The 19,471-nt window shown below is 39.6% G+C and carries 16 protein-coding genes and 1 pseudogene; 4 read left to right on the top strand and 13 right to left on the bottom strand.

Annotated elements, in window-relative coordinates:
- Positions 1–80 precede the first annotated feature (80 nt).
- The 10 genes and pseudogenes from sucD to sdhC form a co-directional block, all read right to left on the bottom strand.
- Positions 81–971, bottom strand: coding sequence for a succinate--CoA ligase subunit alpha (gene sucD, locus I8T81_RS04060; RefSeq protein ID WP_000114637.1), 891 nt, complete (start codon positions 969–971; stop codon positions 81–83).
- Between the two features lie 14 nt (positions 972–985).
- Positions 986–2,152: an ADP-forming succinate--CoA ligase subunit beta gene (gene sucC / locus I8T81_RS04055; protein WP_001048573.1), complete on the bottom strand. Its 1,167-nt coding sequence runs from the start codon at positions 2,150–2,152 to the stop codon at positions 986–988.
- A 148-nt stretch (positions 2,153–2,300) separates the two neighbouring features.
- Entirely contained in the window at positions 2,301–3,734 is a 1,434-nt protein-coding gene (gene lpdA / locus I8T81_RS04050) for a dihydrolipoyl dehydrogenase (protein ID WP_002051272.1), read from the bottom strand.
- Positions 3,735–3,796: 62 nt separating this feature from the next.
- The gene (gene odhB / locus I8T81_RS04045; protein ID WP_004705895.1) at positions 3,797–4,993 is read right to left on the bottom strand and encodes a 2-oxoglutarate dehydrogenase complex dihydrolipoyllysine-residue succinyltransferase; all 1,197 of its coding nucleotides are present in this window, start codon (positions 4,991–4,993) and stop codon (positions 3,797–3,799) included.
- Complete coding sequence (locus I8T81_RS04040) at positions 4,993–7,833, bottom strand: 2-oxoglutarate dehydrogenase E1 component (protein WP_049064663.1); 2,841 nt, start codon at positions 7,831–7,833, stop codon at positions 4,993–4,995. The genes odhB and I8T81_RS04040 overlap by 1 nt, the downstream gene beginning before the upstream one ends.
- Before the next feature lie 157 nt (positions 7,834–7,990).
- A pseudogene (locus I8T81_RS04030) lies at positions 7,991–8,120 on the bottom strand (hypothetical protein).
- Between the two features lie 283 nt (positions 8,121–8,403).
- Entirely contained in the window at positions 8,404–9,114 is a 711-nt protein-coding gene (locus tag I8T81_RS04025; RefSeq protein ID WP_004705893.1) for a succinate dehydrogenase iron-sulfur subunit, read from the bottom strand.
- 14 nt (positions 9,115–9,128) lie between these two features.
- Positions 9,129–10,964 carry a succinate dehydrogenase flavoprotein subunit gene (sdhA, locus tag I8T81_RS04020; protein ID WP_039250058.1) on the bottom strand — a complete coding sequence of 612 codons (1,836 nt, stop codon included), beginning with the start codon at positions 10,962–10,964 and terminating at the stop codon, positions 9,129–9,131.
- Between the two features lie 12 nt (positions 10,965–10,976).
- On the bottom strand, positions 10,977–11,342 hold the full coding sequence (gene sdhD / locus I8T81_RS04015; RefSeq protein WP_003655454.1) for a succinate dehydrogenase, hydrophobic membrane anchor protein: 366 nt from the start codon (positions 11,340–11,342) through the stop codon (positions 10,977–10,979).
- Complete coding sequence (gene sdhC / locus I8T81_RS04010) at positions 11,342–11,743, bottom strand: succinate dehydrogenase, cytochrome b556 subunit (RefSeq protein WP_001984863.1); 402 nt, start codon at positions 11,741–11,743, stop codon at positions 11,342–11,344. The genes sdhD and sdhC overlap by 1 nt, the downstream gene beginning before the upstream one ends.
- Before the next feature lie 951 nt (positions 11,744–12,694).
- On the opposite strand from sdhC, the gene gltA reads away from it, so the two are divergent.
- The gene (gene gltA / locus I8T81_RS04005; protein WP_004705890.1) at positions 12,695–13,969 is read left to right on the top strand and encodes a citrate synthase; all 1,275 of its coding nucleotides are present in this window, start codon (positions 12,695–12,697) and stop codon (positions 13,967–13,969) included.
- A gap of 70 nt (positions 13,970–14,039) precedes the next feature.
- On the opposite strand, the gene I8T81_RS04000 is transcribed toward gltA, so the two are convergent.
- Positions 14,040–14,525, bottom strand: coding sequence for a DUF1289 domain-containing protein (locus tag I8T81_RS04000; protein ID WP_004705889.1), 486 nt, complete (start codon positions 14,523–14,525; stop codon positions 14,040–14,042).
- Positions 14,526–14,636: 111 nt separating this feature from the next.
- Here I8T81_RS04000 and trhO point away from each other — a divergent pair, with 111 nt between their 5' ends.
- A complete protein-coding gene (trhO, locus tag I8T81_RS03995) occupies positions 14,637–15,569 on the top strand; it encodes an oxygen-dependent tRNA uridine(34) hydroxylase TrhO (protein WP_004705888.1) in 933 nt (310 codons plus the stop codon).
- Positions 15,570–15,870: 301 nt separating this feature from the next.
- On the opposite strand, the gene I8T81_RS03990 is transcribed toward trhO, so the two are convergent.
- A complete protein-coding gene (locus I8T81_RS03990; protein ID WP_019457182.1) occupies positions 15,871–16,395 on the bottom strand; it encodes a YecA/YgfB family protein in 525 nt (174 codons plus the stop codon).
- A gap of 72 nt (positions 16,396–16,467) precedes the next feature.
- Positions 16,468–16,674 carry a PA3496 family putative envelope integrity protein gene (locus tag I8T81_RS03985; RefSeq protein ID WP_198072163.1) on the bottom strand — a complete coding sequence of 69 codons (207 nt, stop codon included), beginning with the start codon at positions 16,672–16,674 and terminating at the stop codon, positions 16,468–16,470.
- A 358-nt stretch (positions 16,675–17,032) separates the two neighbouring features.
- Here I8T81_RS03985 and rpoD point away from each other — a divergent pair, with 358 nt between their 5' ends.
- Both rpoD and I8T81_RS03975 read left to right on the top strand, forming a co-directional pair.
- A complete protein-coding gene (rpoD, locus tag I8T81_RS03980; RefSeq protein WP_004705884.1) occupies positions 17,033–18,919 on the top strand; it encodes an RNA polymerase sigma factor RpoD in 1,887 nt (628 codons plus the stop codon).
- 97 nt (positions 18,920–19,016) lie between these two features.
- On the top strand, positions 19,017–19,304 hold the full coding sequence (locus I8T81_RS03975; protein ID WP_002051390.1) for a YbeD family protein: 288 nt from the start codon (positions 19,017–19,019) through the stop codon (positions 19,302–19,304).
- Positions 19,305–19,471: the final 167 nt, after the last annotated feature.

Genomic DNA, 19,471 nt, shown 5'->3' with positions numbered 1-19,471 from the left:
TTTTATGCTACTTTTCAATGATGCAAAAAATACCGCATCATTTTTCAGATGCGGTATTTTTTAAAGATTTAAGGAAGCTATTAAGCTAAACCTTTCTCTTTTAATACTTGCAACATAGTTGAACCAAGCTCAGCTGGGCTACGAGTGTAAGCCATACCCGCTTTTTCAAATGCAGCAAATTTCTCTTCAGCGGTACCTTGACCACCAGAAATGATCGCACCAGCGTGACCCATACGCTTACCTTTAGGAGCAGTTACACCAGCGATGTAACCTACTACAGGCTTAGTCACGTTAGATTTGATGAATTCAGCAGCTTCTTCTTCCGCTGTACCACCGATCTCACCGATCATGATGATTGCATCAGTATCTGGATCGTCTTGGAACAATTGAAGAGCTTCAATTTGGTTCATACCTGGGATTGGGTCACCACCAATACCGATACAAGTAGACTGACCTAAACCAAGCTTAGTTGTTTGAGCAACCGCTTCATAAGTCAATGTACCTGAACGTGAGATAATACCAATACGACCTGGTTGGTGGATGTGACCAGGCATAATACCGATCTTACATTCACCCGGAGTGATCACGCCTGGGCAGTTAGGACCAACTAAACGAGTACCGTTACCGTTAGTTTCTAAATAACGTTTTGCTTTAAGCATGTCGATTGTTGGAACACCTTCAGTGATCACAACGATTAGCCCAACACCTGAATCAACCGCTTCAACAATTGAGTCTAAAACGAATGGAGCTGGTACATAGATTACAGATGCATCTGCATTTGTTTCACGTACAGCTTCTTTCATTGTGTTGAATACTGGTAAGTCAAGGTGAGTTGTACCACCTTTACCTGGAGTAACACCACCAACAACTTTTGTACCGTAGTCTAAAGCTTGTGCAGAGTGGAAAGTACCGTTTTTACCAGTAAAACCTTGTACCAATACTTTAGTGTCTTTATTAATTAATACGCTCATGATTGATACTCCCCTTACGCTTTAACTGCAGCTACAACTTTTTCTGCGGCATCAGACAAACCGTTCGCAGAAATTAATTTCAAACCAGATTCATCAAGTAATTTAGCACCTAACTCAGCGTTGTTACCTTCTAAACGAACAACAACTGGAACAGTTACGTTTACTTCTTGAACCGCTGCAATAATTGCTTCAGCAATCATGTCACAACGTACGATACCACCGAAGATGTTGATTAAAACACCTTGTACAGATGTATCAGCAAGGATGATTTTGAACGCTTCGATTACGCGCTCTTTAGTTGCACCGCCACCAACGTCAAGGAAGTTTGCAGGCTGACCACCATAAAGTTTAATGATGTCCATAGTTGCCATTGCAAGACCAGCACCGTTAACCATACAACCGATGTTACCTTCTAAAGCAACATAGTTAAGATCAAATTCAGATGCTTTTAATTCACGCTCATTCTCTTGAGATTTGTCACGTAAAGCAGCAACTTTAGGTAAACGGTAAAGCGCGTTAGAGTCGATACCTACTTTCGCGTCTACACATAAAATTTCGCCATTTTCACGAACTGAAAGTGGGTTAATTTCAAATAAAGCAAAATCGTTTTCAACAAATGCTTGGTAAGCAGCTGTCATGATTTTTACGAATTGACCGATTTGTTTGTCTTTCAAACCTAAAGCAAACGCAACTTCACGTGCTTGGAATGGTTGTAAGCCAACTAATGGATCAACTTCAACTTTGATAATTTTTTCTGGAGTTTCTTCAGCAACTTTCTCGATTTCTACACCACCTTCTGTAGAAGCCATGAAAGTAATACGACGGCTAGAACGGTCTACAACCGCGCCCAAGTAAAGCTCACGCTCAACTGGATATACGTCTTCAGCAACAATGATGCTGTTTACTGGTTGACCATTTGCATCAGTTTGATACGTTACAAGACGAGTACCAATGATATTGTTTGCAAATTCGATAACATCTTCTTTAGATTTTGCAACTTTAACGCCACCAGCCTTACCACGACCACCAGCATGAACTTGCGCCTTCATTACAGCGAATTTACCACCAAGCTGTTCAAATGCAGCAACTGCTTCGTCTGCATTGGTTGCCAAGATACCTTCTTGTACCGGCATACCATATTCTTTCAATAACGCTTTAGCTTGATACTCATGTAAGTTCATTTAGTTACCTACTTAACTTTGTTTGTTGTCTTCAATTTGCGCAACATTCTCATGTTGTATATGCAAATTGCTGTCTACGTCTATCAACTTGATGATTTTTTAATCACACCATCGAATGTGAAAAAGAGCGGAGAACCGCTCTTTAATTTTATTTACGCTTACGTTGAATCGCGTGAATTGCACGACCATCTACAGCAAGTGCAGCTTCATGAACAACTTCAGAGAATGTTGGGTGACCAAAAGTCATCAACTGAAGATCTTCAACTGAAGATACAAATTCAAGAGCGATCATACCTTGGTGAACGATATCAGATGCTGCAGGTCCAATGACATGCATACCTAATAAGCGGTCAGTTTTTGCGTCAGCAACGAACTTAACAAAACCTGCGCCTTCACCAGCCGCTAAAGCACGACCATTTACAGCAAAACCGAACTGACCAGTTTTTACTTCATGACCTTTTTCTTTAGCTTGCTCTTCAGTTAAACCTACCCACGCCGCTTCAGGGTGTGTATAGATAACAGAAATGATTGTGTCATAGTTCACTTGAGCCGCATGACCGTGAATACGCTCAACAGCCATTACGCCTTCTTCCATTGCTTTATGAGCAAGCATTGGACCGCGAACCAAGTCACCAATTGCGTATACACCTTCTACAGAAGTTGCACAGTGATCATTTACTTCAACTAAACCACGTTCAGTTAATTTAATGCCTGAATCTTCAGCCAATAAACCTTCTGCATATGCTTTACGGCCAACACAAACGATTAATTTGTCAAAAGTTTGAGTTTTTTCTTCGCCACCTTGAGTGTATTTAACAGTCACTTCACGACCATTAACTTCAGTGCCAGAAACTTTAGCACCAACGCGAATATCAAGACCTTGCTTAGTTAAAAGCTTTTGGTATTCTTTTGCCAAAGCTTTATCAGCCATTGGCAAGAATGCATCCATTGCTTCAAATACAACAACTTCAGCACCAAGACGACGCCATACTGAACCAAGCTCTAAACCGATTACACCAGCACCGATCACACCTAAACGCTTAGGTACTTCTGGGAAGTTTAATGCGCCAGTTGAATCAACAATAATGTCTTGATCTACAGGAGCTACAGGAATATTTACAGGCACAGAACCAGACGCAAGAATTACGTATTTAGGTTCTAAAACTTGAGTTTCACCTTCATGAGAAACGAACTCAACTTTTTTACCAGCAAGTAATTTACCTGTACCTTTTAACCACTCAATACCGTTGCCTTTAAGCAATTGATCGATACCGCCAGTTAATTGGTCAACAATTTTGTCTTTACGAGCAAGAAGTTTTGCAAGATCGAAATTCACTTCACCAGTTGTAATACCGTGATCAGCTAAGTGATGCACTGTATCTTCATAACGATGAGAAGAATCAAGCAAAGCTTTAGAAGGGATACAACCTACGTTTAAGCAAGTACCACCTAAAGAAGGCTTACCATTGTGAATACGTTTTTCAATACAAGCGACTTTGAAGCCTAGTTGAGCAGCGCGAATCGCAGCTTCATAACCACCAGGACCACCGCCGATGACAACAAGATCAAATTGTTGAGACATTTTTATCTCCATAAACCAGGATAGAGGATCGCTCTACCCTGGTAGGTATTTATTCGAAGAAATTAAAGATCAAGGATGAGTTTAGCTGGCTCTTCTAACAATTCTTTGATTGCTACTAAGAAACCTACAGCTTCTTTACCATCGATCATACGGTGGTCATAAGAAAGCGCTAAGTACATCATTGGCAAGATTTCAACTTGACCATTTACCGCCATAGGACGCTCTTGGATTTTGTGCATACCCAAGATACCAGTTTGCGGTTGGTTCAAAATAGGAGTTGAAAGCAATGAACCGAAAGTACCACCGTTAGTGATTGTGAAAGTACCACCAGTCATTTCTTCGATAGATAATTTACCGTCACGTGCTTTACCAGCATAAGCAGCAATACCTGCTTCAACTTCTGCATAGCTCATACGGTCAGTATCACGTAATACTGGAACAACAAGACCACGATCAGAAGATACTGCAACACCGATGTCATAGTAACCGTGATAAACGATATCGTCGCCATCAATTGAAGCATTTACAGCTGGGTAGCGTTTAAGCGCTTCAGTTGCTGCTTTAACGAAGAATGACATGAAGCCTAAACGAGCGCCATGACGCTTTTCGAAAGCATCTTTATATTGCTTACGCAATTCCATGATTGGCTTCATGTTAACTTCGTTAAATGTAGTTAACATTGCAGTTTCTTGAGTTGCAGCAAGAAGACGCTCAGCAACACGCTTACGTAAACGAGTCATTGGAACACGTTTTTCGATACGCTCACCAACAGCAACACTTAACGGAGTAACGTTAGCAGCTGGTTTAGTTTGATGGTTTGCAACATCTTCTTTAGTGATACGACCACCACGGCCAGTACCTTGTACGTCAGCAGCAGCAATACCAGATTCAGTTAAAGCTTTACGAACCGCAGGAGCTTGATCAGATACAGTTTCTGTACGTTCAACAACAGGAGCTGCACCAGCTTGAGTTTGAGCAACTGCTTGTTCTACTGCCGCAGGAGCAGCAGCCGCTGCACCAGCACCAGCTTCGAATTGAGCAATAACTTCGTCAGAAAGAACTGTATCGCCTTCACCTTTAATGATTGCAACCAAGCTACCATCTGCAGGAGCAACCACTTCTAAAACAACTTTGTCGGTTTCAATATCACAGATTACTTCATCACGTGATACAGGTTCACCCACCTTTTTATGCCAAGTTGCGATGGTGCCATCTGCAACAGACTCTGGGAATACCGGTGCTTTAATTTCGGTTGCCATTATTGAGAATCTCCTGATTGTTCAGCTTCGATTGCCAATGCATCATTAATTAGCTGAGCTTGTTGTTTTGCATGCAAGTACGGTGAGCCACAAGCTGGTGCAGCAGAAGCTTCACGACCTGCAAAACTGATACGGATTTGTTTGCCAGATTTTAAGATATCGTCATATAAACGCGGTGCAATAAATAACCATGCGCCTTGGTTCTTCGGCTCTTCTTGTGCCCAAACGAGTTCTTTAACATTTGGATAAGCAGCCAAGATTTCCGCAAGACGTTGCTCTGGGTATGGATACAACTGTTCAATACGTACGATTGCAACATTAGTTAAGTTTTGTTCACGACGTTTTTCGAGTAAGTCGTAATAAACTTTACCGCCACAAAGTACAAGACGAGTTACATCTGACTTGTTAATTTGATCGATTTCGTCAATTACAGTTTGGAATGAACCATTTGCAAGTTCTTCTAAAGTAGAAGTTGCAAGTTTATGACGAAGTAAAGATTTTGGTGACATTACGATCAATGGCTTACGAATTGGGCGTACAGCTTGACGACGTAATGCATGGAAAATCTGTGCAGGTGTCGTTGGAGTGATCACTTGCATGTTATCTTCAGCACATAACTGTAAGAAACGTTCTAAACGAGCTGAAGAATGCTCTGGACCTTGACCTTCGAAACCGTGTGGTAACAACATTGTTAAACCACAAACACGCTCCCACTTAGTCTCACCAGAAGCAATAAACTGGTCAATCACAACTTGAGCACAGTTTACGAAGTCACCAAATTGTGCTTCCCAAATAATCAAGCTCTTAGGAATTGTAGTTGCGTAACCATATTCGAATGCAAGAACTGCTTCTTCAGATAATAAAGAATCGTAAATCGCAAAACGTGGTTGATTCTCTTTAACATGACAAAGTGGAATGTAAGTTGAACCATCAGCTTGGTTATGCAATTTCGCATGACGGTGTGAGAAGGTACCACGCCCCACGTCTTCACCAGTAATACGAACTAAATAGTCTTCATCTAATAAAGTTGCATAAGCTAAAGTTTCTGCTGCACCCCAGTTCAAAGGAGTTTCACCAGTTTGCATTTTCACACGATCTTCAATTACTTTTTGAACTTGACGCTGCATTACAAACCCTTCAGGAAGTTTGCTCATGCCCTCGCCCAATTCTTTAAGGCGGTTCAAGTCAAATGAAGTATCCCAATCGTCTGTGTAGTCATGGCCCAAATATGGAGTCCAATCAACAAACATTTTGGTATTTGGTTCAAGAATCAATGCGTTTGCTACATGATTACCCGCTTCTAAATCAGAACGGTAATCTTCAACCATTTGATCAGCTTCAGCACGATCAAGTACTTTCTCTTGTACAAGTTGATCAGCATAAAGTGTACGAGTAGTTGCTTTCTTCGCAATTACTTGATACATCAATGGTTGTGTACCAGATGGCTCATCTGCTTCGTTATGGCCGCGACGGCGATAACAGAACAAATCGATAACAACATCTTTACGGAATTCGTGACGGAAATCATGTGCTAATTGAGTAGCAAAGATAACTGCTTCAGGATCATCGCCATTTACATGGAAAATTGGTGCCTGAATCATTTTAGCAACGTCTGTACAGTACTCTGTAGAACGCGCATCACGCGGATCAGAAGTTGTGAAACCAACTTGGTTGTTCACAATGATATGAACCGTACCACCAACCGTATAGCCACGAGTTTGTGACATTTGGAAGGTTTCCATGTTCACGCCTTGACCTGCAAATGCAGCATCACCATGAACAATAACCGGTAATACGTCATCACCGCCGATATCTCTACGACGTACTTGACGTGCGCGTACAGAACCTTCAACTACAGGACCAACAATTTCCAAGTGAGATGGGTTAAATGCCAATGCCAAGTGAACTTCGCCACCTGGAGTCATTACATTACTTGAGAAACCTTGGTGGTATTTAACGTCACCAGAACCTTTTTTATGAATTGATTTACCTTCGAACTCACCAAATAAGTCCGCAGGGTTTTTACCCATAATGTTAACAAGAAGGTTCAAACGGCCACGGTGTGGCATACCGATAACAACTTCTTTACAACCTACAGCACCAGCACGCTGGATAATCTCATTTACCATAGGAATAAAAGATTCGCCGCCTTCCACACCAAAGCGTTTAGCGCCGACGTATTTATTACCAAGATATTTTTCTAGACCCTCAGCAGCAGTTAAACGCTCTAAGAAGCCTTTCTTTTGATCATTTGAGTAATTGAACTTACCACGGGCACTTTCAAGACGTTGTTGAATCCAACGCTTTTCTTTTGTGTCCACGATATGCATGTATTCAACACCGATTGAACCACAATAGATCGCTTCCATTGCTTCAATCATTTCAGCAAGAGTTGCTTCACTCTTACCAATTTCAAGATTGCCTGTGTTGAATACTGTGTCTAAATCTGATTTGGTTAAACCATGTGCTGAAAGATCTAAATCAGGAATATCTTCACGCTTAGCAAGACCTAATGGATCTAATTTAGCTTTTTGATGTCCGCGATTGCGATAAGCAGCAATAAGTTGTAAAACGCCAATTTGACGACGCTCATGCTCAGTACTTACAGTACTTTGTACAACAGGTTGAACACGGTTAGCATTACGTCCTAGTAATAGGAATTGCTCACGCACAGCGCTGTGTGGTTGGTCACCTTTTGGATATTTATCGAAATATTGGCGCCAGTCCTCAGCTACAGAGGTTGGGGAAGTCAGGTACTGCTCGTAAAGTTCTTCAATATACGCTGCACTATCAGCGGAAAGTTCAGTGTCAAGACGCAATGCGTCAGCAACTTCTTGCATTTGTGGACCCATTTCCTATTGCAAAAAATATTACAGGCTGCCTTTTAAGCACACCCATGATGCATAATGTCAAATCGGTAAAAATGACACTACTTACCCAACAGGTCTTTACGACCATGGGGCGTCATACTACCTAGAGAGAAAACTCCATAGGTAATTAATGAATCACAACGCCCTCAATGGCATCATCACTCACCTTATACTCGATAAAAAACCGAGCAATTTTTTGCAAATCTTTTTAGAAAAATTAACTATACAATTAACTTTTCTAAAATGACTTTGACCATAAAAATTAAGCACTGATCTAAGATCGTGCCACTTAATTTAATTTCACTAGTATACGCTTTTTTCACCTATAACTTTGTGGCAAATCGTATCATGTTCTTAACGAACGATTGATTTTTTTGACACATACCATCTATAAATTGGCGAAATACATATCCAATTTTATCTATTAATATATGGTGCTTTATATAAAAACCCCTATTTTACCGACTAAAGTATAAGGTGCGTATTATAAAGTTAAAAAAAAACGCACATCAAGGATGTGCGTTTCCTATTTGCGCAGAATTAACCCGCTTGATCTAACAACATGTTACGGATATGACCGATTGCTTTTGTTGGATTCAAACCTTTAGGACATACTGACACACAGTTCATAATACCTTTACAGCGGAATAAGCTGAATGGATCGTCAAGACGAGCCAAACGATCTGCTGTTGCAGTATCACGAGAGTCGATAATAAAACGGTATGCATTCAACAATGCTGAAGGACCTAAGAATTTATCAGGGTTCCACCAGAATGATGGACATGAAGTTGAACAGCATGCACAAAGAATACATTCATACAAACCATTCAAGTGTTCACGCTCTTCAGGAGACTGTAAACGCTCTTTAGGTGGAGCTGGTTGGTTATTGATCAAGAATGGCTGAATTTTGTCATATTGATCATAGAATTGGTTCATATCAACAACCAAATCTTTAATAACCGGCAAACCTGGCAATGGGCGAATTACAATTTTCTCAGGTAGGTCGTTTAAATTCCATAAACAAGCCAAACCATTTTTACCATTGATGTTCACACCATCCGAACCACAAATACCTTCACGGCATGAACGACGGAATGTTAACGTTTCGTCTTGAACTTTCAAAGCAAGCAATGCATCAAGCAACATACGGTGCTTATCAGTCAATTCAAGTTTGAAAGTTTGCATGTACGGCGCTTTATCCTTATCAGGATCATAGCGGTAGATTTCGAATGTACGAGTACCTCTACTCATCTTTATACTCCCGATTAGAATGTACGTGGTGCTGGTGGAATTGCATCAACAGTTAACGGCTTGAAGCGCACTGGCTTATATTCCAAACGGTTATCCGATGAATACCATAAAGTATGTTTCATCCACTCATCATCACGGCGACCGTATGAATAAGTTGGGTGATCAGCTGGTAATTCATAATCAACTACCGTATGCGCACCACGACATTCTTTACGCGCAGCAGCTGAAATTAATGTAGCTTTTGCAACTTCATATAAGTTTTCAACTTCAAGCGCTTCAACACGCGCAGTGTTAAATACTTTAGATTTATCTTTCAAGTGGATGTTACGTACACGTGGCTCAAGAGCAAGAATCTCTTTAACACCTTTATCAAGTAAAGCTTGAGTACGGAATACACCCGCGTGATCTTGAACGATATCACGAATTGCATCAGCAACTTCTTGAGCGTTTTCACCAGTAGTTGAGTCATCCAATTTACGCACGCGCTCTAAAGTTTGCTCTAATACGTTTGTTGGAAGCGGTGCATATTCATCACCATGGTGCTTAGTTACGTAGTCGATAATGTGCTCACCAGCAGCTTTACCAAATACAACCAAGTCAAGAAGTGAGTTAGTACCTAAACGGTTTGCACCATGTACTGATACGCAAGAACATTCACCAATTGCATAGAAACCTTTTACAGGTTTAGTGTAGTTATCTGTACCAGGTTCTGGTAAGCACACTTGACCATGCATATTCGTAGGAATACCACCCATTTGATAATGGATTGTTGGTACTACTGGAATTGGTTCTTTAGTAATGTCTACGTTTGCGAATTTTTTACCAATCTCAAATACAGATGGTAAACGCTTCATGATTGTGTCAGCACCCAAGTGAGTCATATCAAGCAAGATATAATCACCTTTTGGACCACAACCACGACCTTCTTTAATTTCTTGGTCCATAGAGCGTGATACGAAGTCACGTGGAGCCAAGTCTTTTAAAGTCGGTGCATAACGTTCCATGAACGGTTCGCCGTCTTTGTTACGAAGGATTGCACCTTCACCACGACAACCTTCAGTTAACAATACGCCTGCGCCCGCAACACCTGTAGGGTGGAACTGCCAGAATTCCATATCTTGTAATGGAATACCAGCACGAGCAGCCATACCAAGACCGTCACCAGTGTTGATATAAGCGTTTGTTGATGCACGGTAAACACGACCAGCACCACCAGTTGCAAACAATGTTGCTTTTGCTTGGAATACTGCAATGTTGCCAGTTTCTTGGTCAATTGCAGTTACACCGAGTACATCACCTGCTTCGTTACGGATCAAATCAAGAGCGATCCATTCAACGAAGAATTGAGTACCCATTTTCACGTTGCTTTGATAAAGCGTGTGTAATAATGCGTGACCAGTACGGTCAGCAGCAGCACAAGCACGTGGAACTGGTTTATCACCATAGTTCGCAGAGTGACCACCGAACGGACGTTGGTAAATTGTACCATCGGCGTTACGGTCAAACGGCATACCCATGTGTTCTAGTTCATATACAACTTTTGGCGCTTCACGACACATAAACTCAATTGCGTCTTGGTCACCTAACCAGTCAGAACCTTTTACTGTGTCGTAAAAGTGGAAATGCCAGTTATCTTCTTGCATGTTACCTAACGACGCACCGATACCGCCTTGAGCAGCAACTGTATGTGAACGTGTTGGGAAAACTTTAGTAAGTACTGCAACTTTCAAACCTGCTTGAGCAAGTTGGTAAGATGCACGCATACCAGAACCACCACCACCAACGATAACAGCATCGAAAGTGAGGTTTTGAATATTTGAATAATCTTCTTTAGGGGTTATCGCGCCCATGATATCTTCCTATCAATTCGCCCAGAAAATCTGGATACCCCAGATTGCGTACACAAACACTGCAATAATGACAGCCGTAGTCAGTACAAGGCGTAAACCTTTCGCTGAAGGACCCATTTGACGAGTAGTGACGTAGTCAGTGAAAACCTGCCACATACCAATCCATGCGTGTGCGATAAGCGACAAAATTGCCAATAAAGAAAAAATCTTCATTGGTAATGTCATCATGAAGCCAGCCCATTGTTGATAGTCAAATCCGCCTTTGCAGAGAATCCAACCCAAAAGAACAACAGTATAAGCTGCCAATACTACAGCACTTACACGCTGGATAAACCAATCACGAGAACCTGAACCTGTTAAACCTGTAGCACTTTTCATTAGAACATAATCCATACAAAGGCTGCGATAATGGCTACCACAGATAAGATCAATGAAATTGTCGCTGCAATACGACCGCTTTGCAGTTCTTCAGCAAAACCTAGATCTGCAAGCAAATGCTTAACCCCAGCAATAAAGTGGAAAATTAAGCCGGCTACAAATACCCACACGACAAAACGTACAAGGATATTTCCGAAAACGACATTTTTAACGTAGTCAAATCCTTCTGGCGAAGATAATGATTTATCTAAAATCCATAATAGAACTGGTACTAATAAGAAAACGATGACACCTGATAAACGGTGTAAAATTGATGCAATAGCCACGGGTGAGCGTAAATTTACCGCTAACACCTGACCCATGGACAAATTGACAGGTCTGTTGCTTTTCACAGCGGGCATCCTGTAGGTAGAAACTCCGACCGGAGTTTGTTGAATTAATTCCAAGGAAAGCTGGCATTGTTAGGCAAGCACAGCTCATGCCTAACCTATAAACGACACTGAATTATAAAACGCGAAATATCAAAATACAAACAATCCACTTTGCCTTTTCCGCAAAAACTCACTAAATAAGAATCATTCACACAGCTAAACAGCAATCCTCCCTGTACAAAAGTTAAAATTAAACAAAACATGTGCTTGTTTAATCTCATCTTTTATAAAAAAAATCTTTTCTACTGCTTTATTTAAAATAAGTGCGTTTTAGACTAAAGATAAAGTTAATAATTCATCAAGTCTAATCAAAAGGATAAACCAAAATTGCGCTTAAACCCTAATTTTAATGACTTTATTTTAAAAATAATTAATACCCTTTTTATATTAAAAGCAATAAAGAGCCACTTGACTCTTAACAATGAGCACTATTTTTACAAAAAGTGAGTTTTAATTTGTCCAACATGATCAACAAGCTATTTTTTAAACAATTAAACTTAAAAAAAGTACAACTTTTGGAATTATCAAATGGTGATAATTAGGTTGTTTTTGAATCACAATTTAAAATTACAGACTGAGTTTTATGATTTTTTTAAGCGAATTGGCATTTTATAACCAGTTCTGATTCTAATTTTTTATTTATAAATTTGCTTACAATTGTACTCACCCTTCATTTTTTTTCTGCACGTTCTTATTGAATTGACTTATGATACCATCCCGATGCAGTGATTTTACTGACTTTTTTGCTCGGGACTTAATGACTAACTCTATGTGGGAACGTCATTTTTTATCCATAAGTATAATTGACAAAATTTCAGTACTCACTAATCTTATAGCAAATTTTGACACCGTCTGATTCGCACATGAGAAAATTAGGATTTCGAGTCAGATAATCATTCACCAGGACAGGAGATCTATTGAATGTCTGAAGCAAATGGCAAAAAAGCCGTATTACATCTTGATGGCAAAGAAATTGGATTACCAATCTACAGTGGCACTTTAGGTCCAGATGTAATTGATGTGAGCAGCATACTGAAAGAAGGTCATTTTACTTTCGATCCTGGTTTTATGGCGACAGCCGCATGCGAATCTAAAATTACTTTCATTGATGGTGACAAAGGTATTTTATTACACCGTGGTTACCCGATTGACCAACTAGCAACTCAAGCAGACTATCTTGAAACTTGTTATTTATTATTAAATGGTGAGCTACCAACTGCTGAACAAAAAGTTGAGTTTGATACGAAAGTTCGTGCTCACACTATGGTTCACGATCAAGTTAGCCGTTTCTTCAATGGTTTCCGTCGTGATGCTCACCCTATGGCAATCATGGTTGGTGTTGTTGGTGCATTATCTGCGTTCTATCACAACAATCTTGACATCGAAGACATTAACCACCGTGAAATCACTGCAATTCGTTTAATTGCAAAAATTCCAACACTTGCTGCTTGGAGTTATAAATACACAGTAGGTCAACCATTCATCTATCCACGTAACGATTTAAGTTATGCGGAAAACTTCTTACACATGATGTTTGCTACTCCTGCTGACCGTGATTACAAAGTTAATCCTGTTCTTGCTCGCGCAATGGATCGTATTTTCACGCTTCATGCTGACCATGAACAAAACGCGTCTACTTCTACAGTTCGTCTTGCTGGTTCTACTGGTGCAAACCCGTATGCATGTATCTCTGCTGGTATCTCTGCTCTTTGGGGACCTGCTCACGGTGGTGCAAACGAAGCAGTTCTTAAGATGCTTGATGAAATCGGTAGCGTTGAAAACGTTGCAGAATTCATGGAAAAAGTTAAGCGCAAAGAAGTTAAACTTATGGGCTTCGGTCACCGCGTTTACAAAAACTTCGACCCACGTGCTAAAGTCATGAAACAAACTTGTGACGAAGTACTTGAAGCTTTAGGTATCAATGATCCTCAATTAGCACTTGCTATGGAACTTGAGCGCATTGCACTAAACGACCCGTACTTTGTTGAGCGTAAACTTTACCCTAACGTAGACTTCTACTCTGGTATCATCCTTAAAGCGATTGGTATTCCAACAGAAATGTTTACTGTAATCTTCGCTCTTGCACGTACAGTTGGTTGGATCAGCCACTGGTTAGAAATGCACAGCGGCCCTTACAAAATTGGTCGTCCACGTCAGCTTTACACTGGTGAAGTTCAACGTGACATCAAGCGTTAATATTCGAGAGAACATTAATGCAAAAAAGCTGCCTCTCGGCAGCTTTTTTTATAAATAAGTTTTTTAAAAATTATTCTTCTTCAAACATATTTAACAAGTGATGACTAATACCATCAGCTCTTAACCAAGCCAATTCATAACTTGCTTTAGCCAAAGCCAAGACACGTCTTTCAAATTCATCCCAAATTGTCTTAACTTGAGAATCTAAAATACCCAAACCACTTTCTGAGGCAAGATGTTTATTTTTCTCACAGATTTTTAAGGCATGATAAAGCTTACGACCTTTACTCGCCCCCTCCATCAAACGAACACGTTTACTTAGAATAAAACCCTCGACATGCTGGAGATTTGCATGAGGCAGCATAGGTACCAAGATTTGGTTCAATTGATCATCTAAGCGTTTCCAGACAGCCAAACGCTGCTCTGCTGTATAAGTATTCCATTGAATGACTTCATGGTTAAAACGGCGACAACCACGACATACCTGATCACCAAAAACTGTTGAACAACGCCCTGCACATGGGGTGAGAGAGAGCGTTCGATGATCATTACTCAAAACAAACTCCTTAAATAAACCATATACTTTTTATGGTTTTCTCGCTTATTACTCATTTTCGCGCTAAAATATGCGCCTTAAATTTCTATCTTAATACATTTGGAGTTTTCCATGAACGCTACTGTAGAACAGCTTGCACCTGTAGAACAGCAAGCGACCGCGGGTTGGGTTGTTGCAGCACTATATCAATTTAAAGAAGTTCAAGATCCTGCCGATCTTCAACAACGTCTTTTAGACTTAGTGAAAACAATCAACCTTTGTGGAACTCTAATTGTAGCAGGCGAAGGAATTAATGGTACCGTGGCTGGGGACCGTGAGGCAATTGATAAAATTCATCAATTTTTGTTAAACGAAGGTTTTAAAGCTATGGAATATAAAGAGTCCCATAGCTCCGACAAACCTTTCCGCAAAATGAAAATTAAACTTAAAAAAGAAATTGTAACTTTAGGCGTGGAAGTAAAACCTCGCGATTTAGTTGGTCACTATCTTGATCCTAAAGAATGGAACGATTTAATCGCACGTGATGATGTTATTCTAATCGATACACGTAATGATTATGAATATAAGGCGGGTACCTTTAAAGGTGCGATTGACCCTAAAACAGAAACATTCCGTGAGTTTCCAGAATACGTTAAAAAAGAGCTAGAACAACACAAAGACAAAAAAATTGCGATGTTCTGTACTGGTGGTATTCGTTGTGAGAAATCAACATCTTTACTTCTTCAAGAAGGATTTACAGAGGTTTACCACTTAAAAGGCGGTATTCTTAAATACTTAGAAGAAACTCCAGCAGATGAAAGCCTTTGGGAAGGTGAATGTTTCGTATTTGATGGACGTACCGCTGTAACTCATGGTGTTGAAGAAGGTGCAAACATTAAATGTCATGCTTGTGGTTGGCCTTTAACTCCAGAAGAGTCTGCTCTACCAAGCTATGAACATGGTGTTTCATGCGTGTATTGCATCGACAAAACAACTGAAAAACAAAAAGCTGGTTTCCGTATGCGCCAATCACAAATTGCCGCAGCTAAACGCAAACGCTTATAATCTTTAATTAAAAGGCATTTGGTTTTCTAAATGCCTTTTCTATAAATTATATAAAAATACTAAATAATAAAAATATTTTTATTACCACCCTTTCTAAAAAATCATTCACTCAAAGATTCTTCTAAAAGCTTCAATATCAATCTCTATAAAATGATAAAATCATATTATTCAATAGCTTAGTTCAGACTATGAAATAAAGACCAAAACCCTTAGATAGACGAATTCATTCCTAAAGAATTAAAAAGGCCTAAACATAAAAAACGCCCTAGAAAGGACGTTATTTATTATTTCTTCTAATAAATTAATTTGGAGTGTGATACATCAAATATAATTCATTCAAATTATCTGGAATTTCTTCTGCCAGTTCATCCATTAACTGTCCATTGCGACGGAAAGATTCCATCTGTGGATCTTCTTCATCAATTCCGCTAAAAACCATGATCGGTAAAGTTAAATCAACCAATTGTTCTTCATACTCAGGAGCAAACCATGCTTCTTCGTTTAAGAACATTGCGTCAACAAAACCAACACTCCAATCGCCTAGACTTGACTCAACATCCGCTTCCTCAACTTCAAATGGAAATTCAATTCCATTTTCATTTGCTAAATCTTGACGAATCGACTCTAACCAAAGTTTGATTTGCTGAATGATCTCTGCAGGAACCTTTTTATGGTTACTATCAAATAATTCATCTAACCAACGGTCAAATTGAGGACCTACTGCAATTGCACACAAAAAACCATGAGTTGCAGCAAAGTCTAGACCATACTCATTGTGGTCTCCATCTAGATATTCACTTAACTGGTCTAAATCTAATGCACTCATTGTGTTACCTGACTTTAAAAGAAATTGACGATAGCATAGCACTTAAGCCGACGATGCCCTATTTAGTTTTGATCAGTCTTCATCATCAAGACCATCATCGTCTAAATCATAATCGAAATCTTTTAACTCACGCTCTAAACGACGCTGTGCCAATAGATCATCAATTAATCTACGTTTTTCCAACGATTCTTTTGCACTGATTTTGCCTGATGACTCATCAAAACCGACATCATCATCATCGCCGTAGTTATCATCTAGTTCAAAATCTGTAGAAGACACTAAAACTACCTCATAATGAAAAAATGTGAATGGGTCTAGCCGCTATTTATCTTTCTTACTTTTCCTTGTCAAGTTTTATTTATATTTTTTTCATTTAATTGCTCATTTGTACTGTTTTTCACCCAAAAAATTGTGTATTTATAAAACACCATAATCTTTCGATAAGCGAAGATTTATACAAATTTTTCCATGATTTAAACTTGAAAAAAATGATTTTAGCCCAATATTCAAAAAATAGTCGTGAATTCAAAGATATTTTTTATTTAACGGTCATCGATCAAAGCCAAAACATTTCAAGCAAATTGTGCTATCATGCACGGTTTTTCACTGCCACAGATTCAACAAAGAGTAAGCAAAGATGAGCGATATGCATTCCCCTACTTCTCAAGTAGCGGCTCTGATTAGCCGAGGCAAAGAACAAGGTTACTTAACTTACGCTGAGGTTAACGATCATCTGCCGGACTCGATTACTGAAAGCGAACAGATTGAAGACATTATTCAGATGCTTCAAGACGTTGGTATTCCTGTACACGAGCGTGCACCTGAATCTGACGATACTATGTTCGGTGAGTCAACTGACACAGCAGATGAAGTTGCTGAAGAAGAAGCTGCTGCCGTACTTGCATCGGTTGAAAATGAGCCTGGACGTACGACAGACCCTGTACGTATGTACATGCGTGAAATGGGTACAGTAGAACTATTAACCCGTGAAGGTGAAATCAGCATTGCCAAACGTATTGAAGAAGGGATTCGTGATGTCCTGAATTCAATTGCTTACTGGCCAAATGCGGTTGAAGTTGTATTAAAAGAATATAATGATTTTTTAACTGGCGAACGTCGTCTTGCAGATATTTTATCTGGTTACCTTGATCCTGAAACTGATGAAGATATTCCTGAAGTTTTGGAAGACGTTGAGGAACTTGAGGAAGAAGACGAATCATCTTCAAAATCAACAAAAGAAGTTAAGCTTGATGATGATGATGAGGAAGAAGAATCTGAAGGTGATGATGACTCTGAAGGTGATTCAGGTCCTGACCCAGAAGTTGCAAAAGTTCGTTTTACTGAATTAGAAGCAGCATGGACTCAAACAAAAGCTATTATTGAAAAACATGGCCGTAATAGCCGTGAAGCAAATGAAGCACTTGAGTCTTTGGCAACTGTATTCATGATGTTTAAATTTACTCCACGTTTATTTGACATCATTTCAGAAATGATTCGTGGAACTCACGAACAAATCCGTGCTAATGAACGTGAAATTATGCGTTATGCAGTACGTCGTGGTCGTATGGATCGTACTCAATTCCGTACATCTTTCCCAAAACAAGAATCTAATCCGGCTTGGTTAGATGAACAAATTGCTAAAGCTCCTGCTGAAATTAAGGCGCATTTAGAAAAAGTTCGTCCGGATGTTCTAGCATTCCAGCAAAAGATTGCAGATATTGAGAAAGAACTTAATTTAAGTGTTGCTGAAATTAAAGATATTTCTAAACGTATGGCGATTGGTGAAGCCAAAGCTCGTCGTGCTAAAAAAGAAATGGTAGAAGCTAACCTTCGTTTGGTAATTTCGATTGCGAAGAAATACACCAACCGTGGTTTACAGTTCCTTGACTTGATTCAAGAAGGGAACATTGGCTTGATGAAAGCTGTAGACAAGTTTGAATACCGTCGCGGTTATAAATTCTCGACTTATGCAACTTGGTGGATTCGTCAGGCAATTACCCGTTCTATCGCAGACCAAGCACGTACAATTCGTATTCCTGTACATATGATTGAAACGATTAACAAGATCAACCGTGTTTCTCGTCAGTTATTGCAGGAAATGGGCCGTGAACCTACTCCAGAAGAGTTAGGTGAACGTTTGGAAATGGATGAAGTTAAAGTTCGTAAAGTTCTTAAAATTGCCAAAGAACCAATTTCAATGGAAACTCCAATCGGTGATGATGAAGATTCGCATCTTGGGGACTTTATTGAAGACCAGAACATCACCTCTCCAATTGATGCTGCGACTTCAGAAGGCTTAAAAGAAGCAACTCGTGAAGTTCTAGAAAACTTAACTGAACGTGAAGCTAAAGTATTGAAAATGCGTTTTGGTATCGATATGCCAACTGACCATACTTTAGAAGAAGTTGGTAAACAGTTTGATGTAACGCGTGAACGTATTCGTCAAATCGAGGCGAAAGCATTACGTAAATTACGTCACCCTTCTCGTTCTGAACACTTGCGTTCTTTCTTAGAGAATGACTAAGTTCTGAAATCTTGAAATTTCGGCACTAGTCCCCATTTAATAGAAAGAGCTACAAACGCCTGCGATGATGCAGGCGTTTCACATGATGAGGTTACTTATGTTAGACCGCACTCCATCTCGCGAACTCCGTGAAGACCTTTGGGTATTTCCAATGGACTATCCAATTAAACTGATTGGCGATGCGGGTGAAGAATTACGTATAGCTGTAGTTGATATTCTAGTGAAACATTTTCCTGACTTTGACCAATCAACGTTAAAAGTACAAGAATCTCGTACAGGCAAATACCATTCATTAACCGCACAATTACGTTTTGATGAATTGGAACAAGTTCATGCTTTGTATGCAGACTTGGCTGCTTGCCCGCAGATCAGAACTGCACTTTAATTTTAAGATGCCATGACAAATTTCGTGTCATGGCATTTTTATTTCTATCAAGCTTATTATAAATAATTACAAATATTTAGAATCGTTTAAGCAAAATACTTTAAACTCATCAAGAGCATATTTTCATAATTTAAAAGTGAAGTTGCTCTTCTGTTAAGTACATCGCA

Source organism: Acinetobacter seifertii (assembly GCF_016064815.1).
Lineage (GTDB): Bacteria > Pseudomonadota > Gammaproteobacteria > Pseudomonadales > Moraxellaceae > Acinetobacter > Acinetobacter seifertii.
This window is presented reverse-complemented; position numbering and strand designations above follow the sequence as displayed.